The sequence below is a fragment of the Thermosporothrix sp. COM3 genome (genome assembly GCF_059696735.1).
The window spans coordinates 2,097,958-2,114,399 of the sequence record NZ_AP019376.1; the positions used below are offsets into that span (position 1 = coordinate 2,097,958).

13 protein-coding genes and 5 pseudogenes are annotated in these 16,442 nt (G+C 53.8%); 10 read left to right on the plus strand and 8 right to left on the minus strand.

Features of this window, described 5'->3' with window-relative positions; all coding sequences use genetic code 11:
• The first annotated feature begins 61 nt into the window (after window positions 1-61).
• The 5 genes and pseudogenes from KTH_RS09040 (at window position 62) to KTH_RS09060 (ending at window position 4,251) form a co-directional block, all read left to right on the plus strand.
• Entirely contained in the window at window positions 62-553 is a 492-nt protein-coding gene (locus KTH_RS09040; protein ID WP_497617993.1) for a DinB family protein, read from the plus strand.
• A gap of 249 nt (window positions 554-802) precedes the next feature.
• Window positions 803-2,000: pseudogene (locus tag KTH_RS09045) on the plus strand (RNA-guided endonuclease InsQ/TnpB family protein).
• Between the two features lie 490 nt (window positions 2,001-2,490).
• Window positions 2,491-3,033: a cupin domain-containing protein gene (locus tag KTH_RS09050; RefSeq protein ID WP_497617995.1), complete on the plus strand. Its 543-nt coding sequence runs from the start codon at window positions 2,491-2,493 to the stop codon at window positions 3,031-3,033.
• A 285-nt stretch (window positions 3,034-3,318) separates the two neighbouring features.
• Window positions 3,319-3,471 (plus strand): annotated as a pseudogene (locus KTH_RS09055) (IS607 family transposase); the annotation flags it as partial.
• A complete protein-coding gene (locus tag KTH_RS09060; RefSeq protein ID WP_497617997.1) occupies window positions 3,472-4,251 on the plus strand; it encodes an RNA-guided endonuclease InsQ/TnpB family protein in 780 nt (259 codons plus the stop codon). It begins immediately after the preceding pseudogene.
• Here KTH_RS09060 and KTH_RS09065 read toward each other — a convergent pair.
• Window positions 4,150-5,403 (minus strand): cytochrome P450, encoded by a 1,254-nt coding sequence (locus KTH_RS09065; protein WP_497617998.1) that lies wholly within the window; start codon window positions 5,401-5,403, stop codon window positions 4,150-4,152. The genes KTH_RS09060 and KTH_RS09065 overlap by 102 nt on opposite strands.
• Window positions 5,404-5,534: 131 nt before the next feature.
• Window positions 5,535-6,143 carry a TetR/AcrR family transcriptional regulator gene (locus tag KTH_RS09070; RefSeq protein ID WP_497618000.1) on the minus strand — a complete coding sequence of 203 codons (609 nt, stop codon included), beginning with the start codon at window positions 6,141-6,143 and terminating at the stop codon, window positions 5,535-5,537.
• Between the two features lie 169 nt (window positions 6,144-6,312).
• Between KTH_RS09070 and KTH_RS09075 the strand changes: the two genes are divergently transcribed.
• From KTH_RS09075 to KTH_RS09085, 3 genes and pseudogenes are all read left to right on the plus strand, one after another.
• The gene (locus KTH_RS09075) at window positions 6,313-6,561 is read left to right on the plus strand and encodes a hypothetical protein (protein ID WP_497618002.1); all 249 of its coding nucleotides are present in this window, start codon (window positions 6,313-6,315) and stop codon (window positions 6,559-6,561) included.
• Between the two features lie 512 nt (window positions 6,562-7,073).
• Window positions 7,074-8,271 (plus strand): annotated as a pseudogene (locus tag KTH_RS09080) (RNA-guided endonuclease InsQ/TnpB family protein).
• Window positions 8,272-8,352: 81 nt separating this feature from the next.
• Window positions 8,353-9,246 carry a phosphotransferase enzyme family protein gene (locus KTH_RS09085; RefSeq protein ID WP_497618003.1) on the plus strand — a complete coding sequence of 298 codons (894 nt, stop codon included), beginning with the start codon at window positions 8,353-8,355 and terminating at the stop codon, window positions 9,244-9,246.
• Window positions 9,247-10,012: 766 nt separating this feature from the next.
• On the opposite strand, the gene KTH_RS09090 is transcribed toward KTH_RS09085, so the two are convergent.
• From KTH_RS09090 to KTH_RS09105, 4 genes and pseudogenes are all read right to left on the minus strand, one after another.
• A complete protein-coding gene (locus KTH_RS09090; RefSeq protein WP_497618005.1) occupies window positions 10,013-10,726 on the minus strand; it encodes a M17 family peptidase N-terminal domain-containing protein in 714 nt (237 codons plus the stop codon).
• 376 nt (window positions 10,727-11,102) lie between these two features.
• Window positions 11,103-11,168 (minus strand): annotated as a pseudogene (locus tag KTH_RS09095) (hypothetical protein); the annotation flags it as partial.
• A 168-nt stretch (window positions 11,169-11,336) separates the two neighbouring features.
• On the minus strand, window positions 11,337-11,813 hold the full coding sequence (locus KTH_RS09100; protein ID WP_497618008.1) for a DinB family protein: 477 nt from the start codon (window positions 11,811-11,813) through the stop codon (window positions 11,337-11,339).
• 321 nt (window positions 11,814-12,134) lie between these two features.
• A complete protein-coding gene (locus KTH_RS09105; protein ID WP_497618010.1) occupies window positions 12,135-12,752 on the minus strand; it encodes a TetR/AcrR family transcriptional regulator C-terminal domain-containing protein in 618 nt (205 codons plus the stop codon).
• A gap of 107 nt (window positions 12,753-12,859) precedes the next feature.
• Between KTH_RS09105 and KTH_RS09110 the strand changes: the two genes are divergently transcribed.
• The gene (locus tag KTH_RS09110) at window positions 12,860-14,761 is read left to right on the plus strand and encodes an alpha/beta fold hydrolase (RefSeq protein WP_497618012.1); all 1,902 of its coding nucleotides are present in this window, start codon (window positions 12,860-12,862) and stop codon (window positions 14,759-14,761) included.
• A 167-nt stretch (window positions 14,762-14,928) separates the two neighbouring features.
• Here KTH_RS09110 and KTH_RS09115 read toward each other — a convergent pair whose 3' ends face one another.
• Window positions 14,929-15,261, minus strand: a complete 333-nt coding sequence (locus tag KTH_RS09115) for a zinc-binding dehydrogenase (protein ID WP_497618014.1) — start codon at window positions 15,259-15,261, stop codon at window positions 14,929-14,931.
• Here KTH_RS09115 and KTH_RS09120 point away from each other — a divergent pair.
• Window positions 15,227-15,588, plus strand: a pseudogene (locus KTH_RS09120) (helix-turn-helix transcriptional regulator); the annotation flags it as partial. The gene KTH_RS09115 and the pseudogene KTH_RS09120 sit on opposite strands and share 35 nt — an antisense overlap.
• Before the next feature lie 206 nt (window positions 15,589-15,794).
• On the opposite strand, the gene KTH_RS09125 reads toward KTH_RS09120, so the two are convergent.
• The gene (locus KTH_RS09125; protein ID WP_497618016.1) at window positions 15,795-16,409 is read right to left on the minus strand and encodes a dihydrofolate reductase family protein; all 615 of its coding nucleotides are present in this window, start codon (window positions 16,407-16,409) and stop codon (window positions 15,795-15,797) included.
• Between the last annotated feature and the right edge of the window lie 33 nt (window positions 16,410-16,442).

Genomic DNA, 16,442 nt, shown 5'->3' on the forward strand with positions numbered 1-16,442 from the left:
GCCCGTTTGTTTTTTCTGGGAGAAGAGGTCAGAAACAATTTGAGAAAGGCAAGAAAATCACATGGCAACGATACAAGAGCGACAGGCACTCCTTCAGCGGTATTCACAGGCATATGCTGAGGTTCAGCAGGCACTGGAAACATTCCCTCGCCACTCCTGGCACTTTAAGCCAGCTCCTCATGAATGGAGCATTCATGAGATTCTTATTCATCTCGCAGACGCCGAAGTGCATGGCTTTATCCGTATTCGCACCGCTATTGCTGAACCGGGCTCGCCCATCAGTGTTTATGACCAGGATCGGTATGCAGAACGTTTGTATTATCATGAGCAGAATACTGAAGAGGTGCTTCATCTCTTCCGATTGTTGCGCCAAACGACCTATCAACTGCTCACGCTCCTGCCAGAAAGCGCCTGGAGCAACACAGTTCAGCATCCTGAGAGTGGCATGCTCAGCCTGGATGACCTGCTACAAACATATACGGAGCATGTGCTTGTGCATATAGAGCAGATGCGCAAAAACGTTCAGCTCTGGCGCGAGCAGGAGCATGCCTGAGGTTGCTAGCTGGATAGAGGGAAGCAAGCTCTCATGTTCCCCTCCAGTATTGTGAGCGGCCAGAAAAAGTGACGTCCGCGAGAAGCGTGTGAGAAGCTTTACCAGGAAATGGCAGAAGGCCGCTGGCTTCAGCCAAGGGGATGGATGGCGCAGGAAGCCAGCAGCGGCAGGACGTCCCCCTTCGCTTGACAGAAGACAATCGTTGTGCGAGAATACACGAAGACAGTGAGGACGAACAAGGAGCAAGGGATGCTGGTCTATGAATACAAGCTCGATGGGTCAAAGGCACAATTCGCCGCCATCGAGGAAGCTATCCGCACCACCCAGTTCATTCGCAACAAGTGCCTGCACCTCTGGATGGATGCACGTGGCGTCTCCAGGAATGATCTGCAGCGGTATTGCGCTGTGCTGGCCAAACAAATTCCCTTTGCGCTCTCCCTCAACTCGCAGGCCCGGCAAGCTGCCGCAGACCGGGCGTGGGCTGCCATCTCCCGTTTCTACGAGAACTGTCGTCTCAAGATACCCGGCAAGAAGGGGTACCCTCAGTTCCAGCACGATTGTCGCAGTGTCGAGTACAAGCAGACGGGCTGGAAGCTGGAGGCCGATGGCATTCATATTCGCTTCACAGATGGCTGCGGCATTGGCCGGCTGCGCCTCATCGGCTCTCGCGATATCATGACCTTTCCCCTCTCACAGATCAAGCGGGTACGACTGCTCCGGCGGGCTGATGGGTATTCTTGCCAATTCGCGGTGGCGGCCACGCGACGCGTTGAGCATCAGCCCTCTGGCAAGCAGGTGGGCATTGATCTGGGGCTGCGTGCCTTCTTCACTGACTCCGAAGGCAACACCGTGGCTCCTCCCCGGTATTTGCGCAAAGCGGAACGGCGGCTCAAGCGGCTACATCGTCGGCTCTCGAAGACGCAGAAGCGCTCCGCCAATCGGCGCAAAGCCCGTCAAGCCCTTAGCAAAGCGTCTCTCAAGGTGCAACGGCAGCGCGAGGACTTCGCCAGGAAGACGGCGAGCGCGCTTGTCTCGTCTCACGATCCTCTTTGCCTACGAAGCCTTGCAGATCCGCCATCTCGTCAAGAACCGCCATCTGGCCAAGAGTATCTCTGATGCGGCGTGGGGTCGCTTCCTCTGGTGGGTGAATTACTATGGCACGCTGCATCAGGTTCCAGTGATTGGGGTGGAACCGGCCTATACCAGTCAGGACTGTTCTCGTTGTGGACAACGGGTGAAGAAGAGCTTGAGTGTGCGTACCCATCTGTGTCCTGGCTGTGGGCTGCTCCTCGACCGAGATCACAATGCCGCCTTGAATATCTTGCAGAAGGCTCTACAGGGTACCGTCGGGCAGACGGGAACCGACGAGGGTGTCTCGTCGAACGCTTCTGGACAGCCTGCCGCTACGCGTCGTCGCACTGCGGCGCCGCGCAAGCAGGCTGGATGAAGGAAGAATCCCCGCCCTTCAGGCCTGGGGAGTGTCAACAGGAAATGGCTCTGAAAGCTCCGTCCTTTCAGAGCCTCTACGCGCTCTCGAAAGCCGAGGGCGGACAAGCGGGTTGAATGAAGGAAGAATCCTTCGCCTTTGATGCGGGGTGGGGTGATACGCAGGGTCCGCCCACATGAGAAAGGCATTAACGGCCCGCCGTCTGCACTCCGCTCCCGACACTCTCTCTCGTTCTGCCTGCTCGATAGTTGTGCCTGTTGCCGCTCATGCAAAGCGCTACTCGTTCGTTTCATGCTGTTTCTCCTCCTGTGCCTATCATCATCCTGGTGTCTACTTCTCCCTAGGCAAGCTGGAATGCTCTCTGCCCTATTTGGTTAAAGTCTGCTGACCCATGCGCAGAAGCATTAAAATTAGGGGATGTATCTGTTTACAATTGACAGGGAACCACGCTATTATATGATGGAGTAAATAGAAAGGTTTCACTGAGAACGTGACGCAAGAAGATAAGAAGGCGGCAGAGTTGCTGCATCCCGATGGGAGACGAATCACTTTTCTTGAAGAAGGAATGGATCAAGCTGGTGCGTATCTGAGAGTTGAGCATCTGGTACCTAAACAGGGGGCGATGAATGGTCCTCATTGGCACCCTTATTTAACAGAGACCTTCAGTGTTCAGGAAGGGAAGATGCGATTTCTGGTAGATGGAAAGGAACGTATTTGTACAGCAGGTGAAACGATAACGGTTTTGCCAAATCAAGTCCACCAATTCTGGAATATCAGCGAAGACCAATTGCGTGTTTCTCATGAGATTCGGCCGCCGGGCCAGCATCGACGCATGTTTGAAATGGTTCATCAATTGGAATGTGCGGGGAAAATGACGAAAAAAGGAATACCACGTAACCCGCTCTGGTTGGGAGTATTGTGGAAGTCTATTGATGGGTATATTGTTGGTCCGCCACGCTGGTTGCAACCCATCTTTTTTGGTAGTCTGGCTCGAATAGCGACCTTCTTTGGATACGGAACACGACGCAGGTAAAGGATCATTCTCCAGAGAAGGGGGCTGTTTCTCCCTGGGAGACCAGAAATGCGCTGGTCTCACTCCTTGCTACAGCGAGACAATGAAAGCAGGGCATTCCTCCATCCGTAGAAGCCGTCGAGGGAGAGCACAGTGATAGGATCTTGCACTTAGGAAGCGAGATGTTTCGCCATAGCGATAGAAGACTTTTCCCCCGATCTCTACTCCAATAAAGGCATCTTTAAAGTGCCCTCGATCTGGAACGGACAGGCTGGAGCGCTGGAATGCACGTTTTCCCTATCCTGAGAACGAGTAAACGTGGCAGAGAACGATAATGAGGATTTGCTTGCTGATCTGGTGGCAATTGTCTCCTCATTCACTGCACGGCTCTACGGACAGCGTCGAGCGAAACGCACAACAGAAGCCCTGCTTGAGCAACTCCAGCGTGAGGACAAGTAGATGCAATTAGTCGAACAACATATCATTGAGAAAAGCGACCCGCGCTATGAGGCCATAGATCGGGCGGCGTTTGCCTCAAAAAATCTCTATAATGCGGCTAACTACTTTGTCCGGCAAGCGTTCATCTTCCAGGGAACCTACACGGGCTATGCTGAACTTTTCCATATGCTGAAGGGGCATGAAGCCTATCAAGCCTTGCCACGTAAGGTAAGCAATGATGTGCTCAGACTCCTGGATAAGAACTGGAAAAGTTTCTTTCAAGCAATCAAAGCATGGAAAGCCTATCCTGAACGGTTCTCAGGGCGTCCCAAATTGCCTGGATACAAAGACAAGGTAGCAGGTCGGAATATCCTCATCTACGATATCCAGGCTCTCAGCAAGAAAGCGCTAAAACGGGGCCTGATACAACCGTCCCAACTGGGTATCACCATTCAAACGCAACAACGGAGCGTTAAGCAAGTACGTATCGTTCCCAAGTCTACCCACTATGTTGTGGAAGTCATCTATGAGCAAGAGCCGGAACCGGCAAGCGGAGATGCTTCATTGGTCGCTGGTATCGACTTGGGATTAGACAATCTGGCAACACTCACCAGTAACAAGCCTGGATTTGTACCAAGGCTCATCAGTGGAAAGTTGCTTAAGAGCATGAATCAAGGCTATAACAAACGCCGTGCTGAGTTACCCCCAGGTCACGGGAAGATGAGCCGGACCAAAAGTTGCCGAATCGTTCGGCCTCCAGGGCACTTCTTCAGGCGAAACTGCCAGGCGTATATCTGGTAGGCGTCGCAGCAACGTCGACCATAACACACGCAGTTCCATACGCGCGATCTGCTGACCCAGACAGGCGTGAATGCCGCGTCCAAACGTCACCATCGGATTAGGCTCCCGATCAAAGTTGATCTCATGTGCATGAGGAAAAACAGACTCGTCCCGGTTTGCGGCAAGGATATCAAGCATCATCACCTCACCGGTGTGGATCGTGGTTCCGCTCAGGGTCACATCAGCGCGGGCAATACGTGGGCGCCCCAGGCCGATGGGCGTAATGCGCAGGATCTCCTCTACAGCCCGAGATAATCGCTCGGGATCATCAAGCCGCTCGCGCAACTGTGCGATCAGATCGGGGCGCTGTAAGAGGATAAAGGCCGAGTTGATAAAGGTTGTGCTCACCGTTTCAAAGCCCGCGCCGATAAGGGCCGCGGCAAACGAGAGCAGTTCCTGTTGTGTGATAACATCATCGCCCTGCTCATATGCCTTGACCAGTATTCCAAGCACTGTGTTGCCCGGGTTTTTGCGCTCCTGCTCAACCAGAGGGAGCAAATAGGCGTTCATTTCCCTCCATTGCTCCAGCCGTTCTTCTGCTGACATTGTTTGCGAAACGATCACGCGGCCCCACTGACGGAATCTGGGCTCGTCCTCCCGTGGAACGCCGAGCATCTCACAAATAACGGTCATCGGGGTTTGAATCGCGTAGTCTTCAAACAGATCTGCTGGCGGGCCTTTGCGCTCCATTGTATCAACCAGAGCGTTGGTGACTTCTTCCACCCGTGGGGCCAGCTCATTGGCGGCCTTCACCGTAAATGCCCCGGTGACAAGGCGGCGCGTTTGATTGTGGCGAGCATCAGAGACGCTCATGAGAGAGACCATTTCACTATTTCCGCTCAAAATGCTGACTTCACGGCGTGGCACATCACCATCAGATGCCTGAATGACACCACACTGAGGGTTCGTCCATGCCTTCACTACATCCGCATGCCGGGTCAACAGGTAGGCATCGCCACCATGAGGCATATGCACTCGTGCAACCGGACACGTTTCACGCAACCGATCATATATCGCGGGACACGTCAGGCTATGATCTGCGAAAGGGAAGGGATATGAAGGGATCTCTTCTTCCTTGCGTTCATTGGTAGGCATCAGTTGTTCGCTACTCATCTGAATGCTCCTCTCTACTTGTTACCGGCTCAGCAAACCGGTAGCATGCTTCTGGTAAGCTCCTCAAAAAGTGATGCAGGCGCTCTGGTGGGGACGTCGCGTCCCTCCTTTCTGAATTGAATAGCTTCTTCTCATGGCTCATCTGCTTTTGCCACCATTACCCAGAGCAACTGGAAAAGTCGCTCCTCCAGTTCGGCCAGAGGATAGTATTTCCCGAGGCTTTCAAAGACACCGGTCAGTGAGCCAAAGATTGAAGCCGCTGCCACATCAACATCAAGATCTTTCCGAAAGATCCCGGCCAGGATGCCTCGCTCAATGATCTCTCTTCCCAGATCGAGAAACTGAGCGCGCATGGCCTCTCTCTGAGCAGGCTCAAACAGCTTTGTAAGCCGGAAGTCACGCAGTACCGGGAAAAGAGACTGATACTGCTGCTGTACGCTCAATCCTGCTGTGATCAGGGCCCGCAGCGCGGAACGCGGCTCATCCCTGTAGGGCAGGATTGCCTGACGGATCTGTGCGTCGGCAGTCTCAGCAATATCAGTGACGATGGCGCGCAAAAGGCCCTCCCGGTTGCCAAAATGGCGATAGAGCGTGCCGACCCCTACCTGAGCCTGGGAGGCGATGTCAGTCACTTCCAGATCAAGCCCCGATCGCGCAAATACCGCCCGGGCAACTTCAAGCAGACGGGCACGATTAGCGATAGCATCTGCACGTTTGCCTGCTCGTTCAACGTCATTCATGCGCTCCTCCTTTTAGATAAGGAAACGAGAAAACGGTCATCAGGAGTTGTCCCCACAACAGTTCTACCTGCGTTCTCTCGAAGATCAGGGCAAGGGGAAACGATCGATATTCTAGAGAAAGCGGAATTCCAATTCCGCATACAGCAAGTATAGCCCGAGGCGATTCAGGATGTCAAGCCATAATCCAACGGAGACGCCCCCTTCGTCAGGAGCCAGGTGTCAGAGAGGTATTTCGGTGTGTCTGGCCTGGGGTTCTGCTGTGGATCAGGCTCTGAGCCGCGCCCCTGTAATAGGGGCCGTGCATTCCATCGTAACGGATGGGTGGTTCATGGAGCATGTCAGCGATCCTGAGCCGTTTCTTGAGTCACTGGATCTCAGGATACGGCGCCTTGCTTCTCTGGTCTTTCAAGGGCAGTAGTGATCAGGAAGGGAGAGAAAAGTGTGCAGTGTTGCAGCATCGCTTTCCAAAAATATACTCATTTCAAGGTATACTATAGGGAGCCAGGTGAAAGAAAAATCAGGCATATGACAATCTTCTCTGCTTCCTTTGTGGAAAACGAGGACAATCGAAGCGGGGGGATGGTGCTGGCTGCACTGAAATGGCGGGCATGACTTTCTGACACGGTGCTGCTCACGTTGCCAGGGAAGAGCACTGATGAGGTGAGTCAGCTTGCTTTCAGGCTGCTTCAGATTTTAAGAGGAAGAGCACATGAAACCATATACCCTTCTTACACATAAAGGACGCTATCGCCGACTCCGGGCTATGGCGCAACAGGCGCTTACCAGAAAGCGGCAGAAGGCCCCTGGCTTCAGCCAAGGGGATGGATGGCGCAGGAAGCCAGCAGCGGCAGGACGTCCCCCTTCGCTTGACAGAAGACAATCGTTGTGCGAGAATACACGAAGACAGTGAGGACGAACAAGGAGCAAGGGATGCTGGTCTATGAATACAAGCTCGATGGGTCAAAGGCACAATTCGCCGCCATCGAGGAAGCTATCCGCACCACCCAGTTCATTCGCAACAAGTGCCTGCACCTCTGGATGGATGCACGTGGCGTCTCCAGGAATGATCTGCAGCGGTATTGCGCTGTGCTCGCCAAACAATTTCCCTTTGCGCTCTCCCTCAACTCGCAGGCCCGGCAAGCTGCCGCAGACCGGGCGTGGGCTGCCATCTCCCGTTTCTACGAGAACTGTCGTCTCAAGATACCCGGCAAGAAGGGGTACCCTCAGTTCCAGCACGATTGTCGCAGTGTCGAGGACAAGCAGACGGGCTGGAAGCTGGAGGCCGATGGCATTCATATTCGCTTCACAGATGGCTGCGGCATTGGCCGGCTGCGCCTCATCGGCTCGCGCGATATCATGGCCTTTCCCCTCTCACAGATCAAGCGGGTACGGCTACTCCGGCGGGCTGATGGGTATTCTTGCCAATTCGCGGTGGCGGCCACGCGACGCGTTGAGCATCAGCCCTCTGGCAAGCAGGTGGGCATTGATCTGGGGCTGCGTGCCTTCTTCACTGACTCCGAAGGCAACACCGTGGCTCCTCCCCGGTATTTGCGCAAAGCGGAACGGCGGCTCAAGCGGCTACATCGTCGGCTCTCGAAGACGCAGAAGCGCTCCGCCAATCGGCGCAAAGCCCGTCAAGCCCTTAGCAAAGCGTATCTCAAGGTGCAACGGCAGCGCGAGGACTTCGCCAGGAAGCAGGCGAGCGCGCTTGTCTCGTCTCACGATCCTCTTTGCCTACGAAGCCTTGCAGATCCGCCATCTCGTCAAGAACCGCCATCTGGCCAAGAGCATTTCTGATGCGGCGTGGGGTCGCTTCCTCTGGTGGGTGAATTACTATGGCACGCTGCATCAGGTTCCAGTGATTGGGGTGGAACCGGCCTACACCAGTCAGGACTGTTCTCGTTGTGGACAACGGGTGAAGAAGAGCTTGAGTGTGCGTACCCATCTGTGTCCTGGCTGTGGGCTGCTCCTCGACCGAGATCACAATGCCGCCTTGAATATCTTGCACAAAGCGCTACAGGGTACCGTCGGGCAGACGGGAACCGACGAGGGTGTCTCGTCGAACGCTTCTGGACAGCCTGCCGCTACGCGTCGTCGCACTGCGGCGCCGCGCAAGCAGGCTGGATGAAGGAAGAATCCCCGGCCTTCTGGCCTGGGGAGTGTCAACCGCTATGGATTCGAGCAGGCAAAACTGACATTATTGAACAATGTGAGTACTCCGATTGTGCGGGTCGACGTGCCGGCTGGCCGTTTTGTCTTGCGCATCCACGACCCGGCGCAGCTCTCGCGTGATGAGCTGCGTTCTGAACTGCACTGGCTCCTGGCGCTGCATCGTGATCTTGGGATTGTTGTGCCTTTGCCGCTGACGAACCGCGATGGCGAGCTGCTTACCGAGGTGACGAGTGATGCGGTGCCCGGGCCGCGCGTGATTGTGTTGTTTCACTGGGTTGAGGGGACGATTCGCGAGGCCAGCCTGGGCGCGAAGGAGTTCCGGGCTGTGGGGAAGTTTATGGCAGGGCTGCATGAGCACTCGCGCTGCTTCCAGCCGCCTCCTGGCTTTACGCGGCCTCGGCTTAACTGGGGCTGGCTGTTCGGTCCGCAGGCGCCATTGGGCACGTCGCGGGCTGAGGAGGTCTTTTCGCGCAAGGAACGGGCGCTCTTCCAGTGTGCATCCGAGCATATCAGGCTGCGAATGGAGGCACTTGGTGAGGGGCCCGAGGTCTTTGGCATGATCCATTCCGACCTGCACCAGTATAATTACCTGTTTTACCGGGATGAGGTGCGCGCGATCGATTTTCAAGACTGTGGCTGGGGATACTATCTGTTTGATATGGCGCCCACGTTCAGCGAGGCGTTGGAGCGTGAGAATGTGACCGAGGCGGAGTGGGCAGAACAGCGTGCAGCATTTCTTGAGGGATATCAATCGATACGCGCGCTTCCTCACGACTACGAGGAGCAGCTTCAACTCTTTGAACTGGTACGCCAGATCGATCTGGTCAACTGGGTATTGAGCTGGCCAACGCTCGATCTTCGTGACTGGGGACCGGAGTTCCTGCGGCACGTCGTAGAGGCGCTTGAACGGCGCTTCCCGGTGCGTGCCTGAGTATTCTCACATACTGTTCTGATTCTGCTCGCCTGACAGGAATCCCTCATGCCATCCTGGTGAAGGTCCAGCTCACCCCACAGGCTACTTGCAGGTGTCCCATCCGGCACCTCAGGGAGGTAAGATATGAGCGATGTGCTCCATCTCCTGGCTTTCCATAGTGATCCTGACCGGTGGTATATGTGAGCGCTTCCAGATCCCGCGAGAGTCTTTCTGATATTCTGTCTGCTGCTTGAGCCCCAAAACCCATGTGAGAAACGGACTGCTGCGAGGGAAAAAAGGTCCCCGGGAGCCGTAATATAGAGTGTACCGTCTTCTCTGCTGATTTGTGGCGCATGTCTCTCAGGAAAACCGCGCGTGTCGAAAGCGGTACACTCTACACTCTTCTCTGTCCGCTTACACCGCACGGATGAAGCGAAACTGGAGCGTTCTGAAGGTGGAAAAACTCTCCAATGCTTTTGCTCGCTGCTCTGGTTATGGTCGATCTTTTACGAACACCCCTCGCTAATCACATCAGGATATAAGGTTGTCTTCCCTTTTTATTTATGGTATATGCCCGATCATTGATACGATGGAGCAGAGATACAAACTACTTGTGATTGCGCTTGTGAGCCTGGTTCCTGTACATTCACACACCTTCAGTAGCTACAGGCCTGGCTCTACAAGCTCTGTCTGATACAAATCGGAAGACAACCTGCTCCGAGAGAGTATATCACTTTCTACCTTGAAGTGAGATATATGTAGCTCATCCCTCCGGGGTTGATACTTATGCACACTTGAGGAACGCGCCACATTCTCCCCTTATTGTATCAGTAGCTTTATCAATACCACTTTGTGTGCTTTGTACATGAGATGCTCCAGCAAGATATGTGACATCTTGTATCGTGCTCTCATGATGAGCATCTAAGGCCGCATGTAAGAAACCAAGTGTCACCTGTTCAGAGACTTGTCCCGTCGAGAAAGTCGTCACTCCTCCATCCAGGATTGTCGGCGCGAAAAATGGATGGGCGACCCCCAGGTGACTTGCCTCTTGATATGCAATCGACCCAACCAGCTTCATTCTCTCCGGCTCAAACGTTTGCGAATCGCCAAGCCCAATAAGCAGGAGCTTCCTGGCCTGGATCGTTCCATCGGGAGGAGTAATCAGATAGGTTTCACCCCACTCACCGCCAAAGACGGATGGTTTACGCACATTATCGAGTAATCCATGCAGCTTTGTGTTTAATTCAATCAGTGATCCATGCAGCGTATTCCTCGGTTCGGAACGGAACAAGCAGATAATCTGTAACTCTGTTACCGTGTCAGCGGGACTTTGCACGAGCACGTGAATCGGAAGCAGTTGCTTCTCGGGATACGAACTCGCTGGCAAAGTTCTGCCAGACAACGAGTGCTGTTCTCCAGCTCGGGCCGTGCTCCCTGTTTCATACCAGACGGAACAGACACAAAAGAGGAGTATTCCTACGCGGAAAACATGCTTCATGTTTTTCTCCTTTCAACTCGAACAACATTTCATTGCCTTCTGGATGGGTTTCGTAGTTAACCACGTGACATCCTGTTCTCAGGTAACAGGCAAAAGTTCATAGGGCGAGTAATAATTCTGTACAAAGACCCGGAAAAATTTTGTGCGCATAACAGACGCACCTCTGTTCAGGTTCCAGAACCATTCCCGTTTTTCTGTCGGGCAGAGAACGTAAAAAAAGAGACAGGAAAAATAGCCTGTCTCTCCATCTTTTCCTGGCTCTCCTATCTGGGCAGCGGAGGCTGTGCAATAAAATGTGAGACCTGTTCAGCAGAACGAACTATTCGGGTGTGCTCAAAAAGGGCACGATCAGAAGCAACCACAGGATAGAGTGTCGTTCCTCCAGGGTTGGCATCCGGCGTTCCACAAACTGAAACTCGGACCAGCCACCCACGACCCGAACCTACTGCGGTGGGGGCGATGTTCTTACCTGCTTGCCTTAGAAGAACTTCCTTAAGCTCTGGATCGACGCCTGCTCGCACCGAAGCGTGCTGCGAATTGGGGATGCCTCCTTTAAGCGTCGGTGCAGAGCTTTGCAGCAGAGAGCAGGTATCCTATTCTTCAAGGTGTTTTATTGAAGCGTTGAAGCAAGTGCCAGGTCACGAGTTAATTCCGCGTGCCCTACATGTTCAGCTATATGGGTTGCAACAATAATAAGAATATCGAGTCCCGTGATGTAGCCACGACGAGGATGGAGATGTTTTCGTTCCAGGTCATCAGCAGAAAGGTTCAGGAGTGTCTGCTGCAATCGTTCACGCAAGGACTGCCACTGAGCGATCAAGGCATCTGCGGACTGGCCTTTCGCCTGAAATTCTTGCTCGCGATCTCGCTGACTTGGTTGGTCAAACAGCGTGAGGAGGAGACTTTCTTCTGTATGTGCAAGGGTGTGAACAACCAGGGCATACAGGCTGTTGGTATTAGGAGCAGGAGGACGCCAGTTCAGTTGGTTCTCATTTAGCCCATCAAGGCATTTGACCAGACGATCGAGCGAACTCAAAATGGAGTGACAGAAGAGGCTCGCCTCGCGAGATGGGATCTTTGACATCATTGAGCTTCTCTCTCTTCTTTTTTCTCCTGATTATACTATAGCCATTTTCTTCTCGTCGAGAGGGGAAGGTTTTCCTATCGTGTACAGACGCGCAAGGAGGCTTGCGTGTCCTGGGAGAGAGACGCAGGTCATTCTTTTTGAAACCAGGAGGAGTCTCACCCGCTCCTCTAGCTTTATTACCATCTGCCACGGGCTGTCCTGCGTGAAGAGCCGGACAGAGACGAACCCGAGCACTCCGGCAAGAATGGTAATAGGTAAAGCGTTCTGAAAACAGCCACTTTTCTATACTCAACAGGGAGAGAAGCGATCGGGTCTCTGCGTTTACTTCTGAAGCTGTTGTTTTGCTCCCTCAAGGATGAGCTCCAGTCCTGCCCGAAAGTCCATCTCTGTTGTATAATGGTGAATCCGCTTCTCATGTTGGATTTTCGAGATAAGCGTCTCTTCTGAGGAACGAGCTTGCTTTATAGAAGCATCGGTTGGTGCGGCCTGTTCTTCGATCACAAATCCATAGACATAGGAGAGAGCTGTAGAACAGGTGAGAAAGGCCTGACGGAGAGAGAAGCCTGCGCTCGTCAGGCTTTGAACGATCAACTCCATAAGCTGCGCCAACTGGACAGCCCGGCCTAAACCAGCACCTGCAATGACGCGAGCCCCTTCGCGATGAGAAAGCATTGCCTCTCGTAGATGCTCACAGGTTGCTTGCAACCACTTCGACCATGGCTGCTCTGGAGTTCGTCCTTCCCATTGCACAAAATAGGGAGAGAGCAGCGCATTTGCCAGCTCGTCAAGCAACTCCTGTTTGTTCTGCACATGCCAGTAGAGTGCTCCCGCGTGAACATGAAGTTGAGCAGCAACTTTTCTGAGCGTGACCCCTTCCAAACCCTCGCGATCAAGAAGAGAGAGGGCTGTTGTAATAATCTGTTCTCGGCAAATCTTCATACCACTTGACAGTATAGCATATCCTGGTGTAAATTAAACAGTGTTCAAGTTGAACGGTGTTCAATTTTTGGTAGAGAAGATCCCTTTAGATGAGAAAGGAACATTGTATGACTCCAAACAGCTCTGCTCGTATTGCCATTATCGGTGCGGGCCCGGGTGGCCTGACACTTGCACGCATTCTACAAACCCGTCATATTCCTGTAACCGTCTTTGAGCGTGAAAAACACCCGGACGAACGGCCTCAAGGAGGATCGCTTGACCTTCATCCGGAAGGCGGTCAGTGGGCCCTCCACCTTGCCGGGCTCGATGAGCCATTCCAGCGTATTGCACGCTATGAAGACCAGGGGATGCGCCGCCTGAGCAAAGAAGGCAAGGTCCTCTTTGAAATCAAGCCAGATGAGGGATCACAGAACAGACCGGAAGTTGACCGAACCGCCTTGAGAGCGATGTTACTGAACTCGCTCACGCCTGGTGTGGTGCGTTGGGGGCATGAAGTCCGGTCAGTTCGACAAGGGGGCGACGGAACCTACGAGATACAGTTTGCGCATGGGACAACAGAGGTCTTTGATCTGGTGATTGGCGCGGATGGGGCCTGGTCCCGTGTTCGTCCGCTCCTTTCAAGTGCCACGCCTACGTATACAGGTGTCACCTTTCTTGAGTTCGGTCTGGACGATGTGGATCAGCAGCATCCTGCTGTTGCTCAATTGGTAGGGCACGGAGGTATGTTTGCTCCTGCCGCGAACAAAGGACTGATGGCACAGCGTAACGGTCATGGGCACATCCGTGTGTATGCATGTCTTCGTATTCCTCTGGGATGGGAAAAAGCAACCGGTTTCACCCCTGAGCAACCTCAAATGGCGCGTGAGTGGCTTCTTAACCAGTTTGCCGATTATGACGAGAGCCTGCTTGCTTTGATTCGGGAATGTAACGACCAATTTGCAGTCAGGCCGCTTTTTATGCTTCCTGTTGGCCATCGCTGGTCGTTCCATCCGGGGGTAACGCTTCTGGGTGATGCAGCGCATTTAATGTCACCTTTTTCTGGTCAGGGGGTAAACCTTGCCATGCGCGACGCGGCCGAGCTTGCTTGTGCGATGAGCGAATGCAAGAGCCTGGAAGAGGCGGTGATGACCTATGAAAAAGCGATGTTTGCTCGCGCAGAGATTGCGGCACGTGGTGCTGAGGAGGGCCTGAGGAAGGCAATCGCTCCCGATGGAGCCGATCATCTTCCCCCTGTTTTTCAGGATCAGAAACCTGCCGCTCTTTCTGCTCCTTCCAGGACACGCCGGGAGGCTTTTGCCGACGACCTGATACTACGGGTTGACGAACAGGGGAATGGTCGCCCTCTCCTCATCTTGCATGGCGTAGCAGGACCCCAAAGTGTCTCCGGGCTGGCTGAAGGACTGGCAGAACAGGCACATGTTTTTGTTCCTACCCATCCTGGGTTTGAGGGTGAACCGCGCCCGGAGTGGTTCAATAGTGTTGACGATCTCGCATTTACCTACCTTGATCTTCTTGACCGGCTCGACCTGCACGATGTGGTCGTTATTGGTTGCTCGTTTGGAGGCTGGATTGCAGCCGAACTGGCTGTACACAGTACCACGCGCCTGGGTGGCCTTATCCTGATTGATGCAGCAGGGATCAAGGTAGACGAGCTACCACAACCCATGACGCGTCCGCACACAGCCAATCAGACAGAGGCGGCTCGCGGATGGCCAGCAAATCTTGAGGCATTACGTGCCTATGTTGGACCAAGCGGGCTATGGAATCCCAAATTGCGTCGCCGACTGAGACGCGTCAACATTCCAGCGCTCTGTCTTTGGGGCGAGCATGATACCATTGTTCCTCCAGACTACGGGCGTGCTTATGCTCAGTCGTTGCCCAATGCTCGCTTTGAGCTGATCCCCCAGGCCGGACACCACCCTCAGAGAGAGCAACCTGAGCGTGTGCTGACACAGGTGAGAACATTCCTGAACAGCGTCGCAGTTCCCTCAGCGCCGATGAAGCGATAAACAGCAATTTACTTCGCTCGATCGGCCGAGTAGTTGATATGTTGAATTACCTTCTGAATGTCATTTCCTCCTTCTCTCAGACGGAACGTGTGGGGGAAAGACAGCGTTGAAAGGACGGAGCTTTCTGTGCTCCTTTGTACAGGTATGCCCGGAGTTTTTGCTTGAAATCAGGGTAATTGCCAGATAGAGTGGGTGGCTTCCCCTTTCCAGGGAGGCCACCATTGTGCCTCTCTTGTTCCTGAGACGAGCTTGCCCCGAACATGGCCGCTCTCAATCAGAGTATGGGCGCGCCCGGCTTCCTGAAGCGGGAAAACACCATCCAGGTATGTTTTCAGTTTCCCCTCTTCCGCTATCTGTGTTAGTTGTGCCATCTGCTCCCCGGAAGGGTGCACCATTGGCACTGTAAAGCGCACGCCATAGCGCTGGCCGAACTCGTCACCGATTTTCTGGACGCCCTTCTGTGACTGGCTGAGGGCGTTACGCGATCCCTTGATAAGCACTGCGCTGGGTCTGATACATCAGACACCTGAGCGCAGATGGAAGGTTGAGGAGCTTGCAGAAGAGGTTACACTTTCGCGCTCGGCGTTCTCGGCGCGCTTTAGCAGCCTCGTAGGCGAACCTCCCATGAAATACCTTACGCGCTGGCGTATGTTAACCGCAATGCGCTTGCTCAGGCAGGGGTGAGAATGGAAGAAATTGCCTGGCAGCTTGGCTGTGATTCAGAAGTGGCCTTTCGCAAAGCCTTCAAGCGCGAGGTCGGAGTTCCGCCTGCCAGGTATCGCAAGCAGCAGAGCAACCCGAGCGAAGCCGTTCCGGCCCTCCCATGATGCCGGGTTTGAGTGTGAGGAGGTGTGGGCCTGCGCCAGAGCCACTTGAGTGTAGCAGGTTGAGCGAGGCCCATTATGACAGCCGCCTGATCACGCCCGGTGACCTCTTTGTTCACTTGTCCTTGATTGCTGGACAAGGAAGCCAAAGCAGAGCGCCTGCACCGGTTCTCTGAGGTGCGGTGGAGTTCAGACACAAGCCTCCCCCTTCAGGGGGTGGTCATTGACTTCTTCACCACACGATACCTGATATGAGTGACTAATGAGTTGCCGCTTATTGCAACAGGTTCAAGTTCGAGATTGGGAATCCCCTCAAAGAGCCGTGCCCCAGCACCGATGGTGACGGGGACGATGTGCAGCCACAACTCATCAAGCAGCCCGGCGGACAAATATTGATTGATGGTCTGTGCGCCACCCGCTATCGCAATAGGTCTCTCTCCGGCTACCTCTTTTGCGGCTGCAAGAGCTGCTTCAATCCCGTCTGTAATGAAGATGAAGGTGGTACCACCCTCCATCACAATGGGATCTCTCCGCTTTTGAGACAAGACAAAGACAGGCGCATGGTAGGGGGGATTCTCTCCCCACCAGCCCTGCCAGTCGGCGCTCTCTCGCTGTTCTTTGGGGCCAAACATGTTGCTCCCCATAATGAACGCACCCGCATCCAACAATGCATCTAATTCAGCCTGATGTTTTTCTGGCTCATCGAACATCCAACGGTGGAGTAAATTTTCAGGGATATCCCCAAAAGGTTTTTCAAGACTCTGGTTGGGTCCTGCAACGAAACCATCTAAGGACATGGCAATTGAGCAGGTCACTGTATTCATGTAATTTTTCCTCTCAGTGATAATTTGAGCCAG